This window comes from Morganella psychrotolerans, assembly GCF_001676055.1.
Lineage (GTDB): Bacteria > Pseudomonadota > Gammaproteobacteria > Enterobacterales > Enterobacteriaceae > Morganella > Morganella psychrotolerans_B.
In genome coordinates, this window is record NZ_LZEX01000025.1 from 1 (window position 1) to 2,516 (window position 2,516).

Annotated in this window: 3 protein-coding genes; 2 read left to right on the forward strand and 1 reads right to left on the reverse strand. The window is 57.4% G+C overall.

Going from position 1 to position 2,516, the window contains the following annotated elements:
* Positions 1–141: 141 nt before the first annotated feature.
* A complete protein-coding gene (gene qacE / locus AYY17_RS13775) occupies positions 142–474 on the reverse strand; it encodes a quaternary ammonium compound efflux SMR transporter QacE (RefSeq protein ID WP_053515552.1) in 333 nt (110 codons plus the stop codon).
* 244 nt (positions 475–718) lie between these two features.
* Here qacE and intI1 point away from each other — a divergent pair, with 244 nt between their 5' ends.
* Both intI1 and AYY17_RS13785 read left to right on the forward strand, forming a co-directional pair.
* On the forward strand, positions 719–1,732 hold the full coding sequence (gene intI1 / locus AYY17_RS13780; protein ID WP_000845048.1) for a class 1 integron integrase IntI1: 1,014 nt from the start codon (positions 719–721) through the stop codon (positions 1,730–1,732).
* Between the two features lie 352 nt (positions 1,733–2,084).
* On the forward strand, positions 2,085–2,516 hold a 432-nt coding region (locus AYY17_RS13785), incomplete at its 3' end, for a recombinase family protein (protein WP_067424514.1).

Here is a 2,516-nt window from a genome sequence, read left to right on the forward strand (position 1 = left end):
TGGATGGATCGCAGTTCATTATCCTAACCAAAAAGTGAGTTAGGAGTTCTAAATGAACCGCCCTGTGCGGAGCCGCATGCAGGGTGGTGTGGGGGCTGGAGGCTAGATACCTCCGGCTACCCGATTAGATGACTGAGTTTATTAGTGGGCACTTGCTTTGGAAAGCAAGTTTAAAACTACTACACCACTAACTATGAGCCCCATACCTACAAAGCCCCACGCATCAAGCTTTTGCCCATGAAGCAACCAGGCAATGGCTGTAATTATGACGACGCCGAGTCCCGACCAGAGTGCATAAGCAACACCGACAGGGATGGATTTCATAACCAGAGAAAGAAAATAAAATGCGATGCCATAACCGATTATGACAACGGCGGAAGGGGCAAGCTTAGTAAAGCCCTCGCTAGATTTTAATGCGGATGTTGCGATTACTTCGCCAACTATTGCGATAACAAGAAAAAGCCAGCCTTTCATGATATATCTCCCAATTTGTGTAGGGCTTATTATGCACGCTTAAAAATAATAAAACCAGACTTGACCTGATAGTTTGGCTGTGAGCAATTATGTGCTTAGTGCATCTAACTTTGTTTTAGGGCGACTGCCCTGCTGCGTAACATCGTTGCTGCTCCATAACATCAAACATCGACCCACGGCGTAACGCGCTTGCTGCTTGGATGCCCGAGGCATAGACTGTACAAAAAAACAGTCATAACAAGCCATGAAAACCGCCACTGCGCCGTTACCACCGCTGCGTTCGGTCAAGGTTCTGGACCAGTTGCGTGAGCGCATACGCTACTTGCATTACAGCTTACGAACCGAACAGGCTTATGTCCACTGGGTTCGTGCCTTCATCCGTTTCCACGGTGTGCGTCACCCGGCAACCTTGGGCAGCAGCGAAGTCGAGGCATTTCTGTCCTGGCTGGCGAACGAGCGCAAGGTTTCGGTCTCCACGCATCGTCAGGCATTGGCGGCCTTGCTGTTCTTCTACGGCAAGGTGCTGTGCACGGATCTGCCCTGGCTTCAGGAGATCGGAAGACCTCGGCCGTCGCGGCGCTTGCCGGTGGTGCTGACCCCGGATGAAGTGGTTCGCATCCTCGGTTTTCTGGAAGGCGAGCATCGTTTGTTCGCCCAGCTTCTGTATGGAACGGGCATGCGGATCAGTGAGGGTTTGCAACTGCGGGTCAAGGATCTGGATTTCGATCACGGCACGATCATCGTGCGGGAGGGCAAGGGCTCCAAGGATCGGGCCTTGATGTTACCCGAGAGCTTGGCACCCAGCCTGCGCGAGCAGCTGTCGCGTGCACGGGCATGGTGGCTGAAGGACCAGGCCGAGGGCCGCAGCGGCGTTGCGCTTCCCGACGCCCTTGAGCGGAAGTATCCGCGCGCCGGGCATTCCTGGCCGTGGTTCTGGGTTTTTGCGCAGCACACGCATTCGACCGATCCACGGAGCGGTGTCGTGCGTCGCCATCACATGTATGACCAGACCTTTCAGCGCGCCTTCAAACGTGCCGTAGAACAAGCAGGCATCACGAAGCCCGCCACACCGCACACCCTCCGCCACTCGTTCGCGACGGCCTTGCTCCGCAGCGGTTACGACATTCGAACCGTGCAGGATCTGCTCGGCCATTCCGACGTCTCTACGACGATGATTTACACGCATGTGCTGAAAGTTGGCGGTGCCGGAGTGCGCTCACCGCTTGATGCGCTGCCGCCCCTCACTAGTGAGAGGTAGGGCAGCGCAAGTCAATCCTGGCGGATTCACTACCCCTGCGCGAAGGCCATCGGTGCCGCATCGAACGGCCGGTTGCGGAAAGTCCTCCCTGCGTCCGCTGATGGCCGGCAGCAGCCCGTCGTTGCCTGATGGATCCAACCCCTCCGCTGCTATAGTGCAGTCGGCTTCTGACGTTCAGTGCAGCCGTCTTCTGAAAACGACAAGGGCCGCGCCGCTTCGTCAGAATAGAGTCTGCTTTCCCATTTTTTGACACATGCCCGCGAAGGTTATAGATTTCAGCCTGACAGAAACGGGGTTTGAGGCGCAACGGAACAGAAAGTGCACTTAAGCCGCCTTCAACCAAGGAGACATCGTGCAGGGGCACCGCATCGGCTACGTCCGGGTCAGCAGCTTCGACCAGAACCCGGAACGCCAACTGGAACAGACCCAGGTGAGCAAGGTGTTCACCGACAAGGCATCCGGCAAGGACACCCAGCGCCCCCAGCTCGAAGCGCTGCTGAGCTTCGTCCGCGAGGGCGACACGGTGGTGGTGCACAGCATGGATCGCCTGGCCCGCAACCTCGACGACCTGCGCCGCCTGGTGCAGAAGCTGACCCAGCGCGGCGTGCGAATCGAGTTCTTGAAGGAGGGGCTGGTATTCACCGGCGAGGACTCGCCGATGACCAACCTGATGCTGTCGGTAATGGGGGCCTTCGCTGAGTTCGAGCGCGCTCTGATCCGTGAGCGGCAGCGCGAGGGTATCGCCCTGGCCAAGCAGCGCGGCGCGTACCGGGGCCGCAAGAAG

What these genes read in the sequence shown, in the direction of transcription:
- qacE (WP_053515552.1), bottom strand. Translation starts at nt 474, where the DNA reads ATGAAAGGCTGGCTTTTTCTTGTTATCGCAATAGTTGGCGAAGTAATC.
- intI1 (WP_000845048.1), top strand. Translation starts at nt 719, where the DNA reads ATGAAAACCGCCACTGCGCCGTTACCACCGCTGCGTTCGGTCAAGGTT.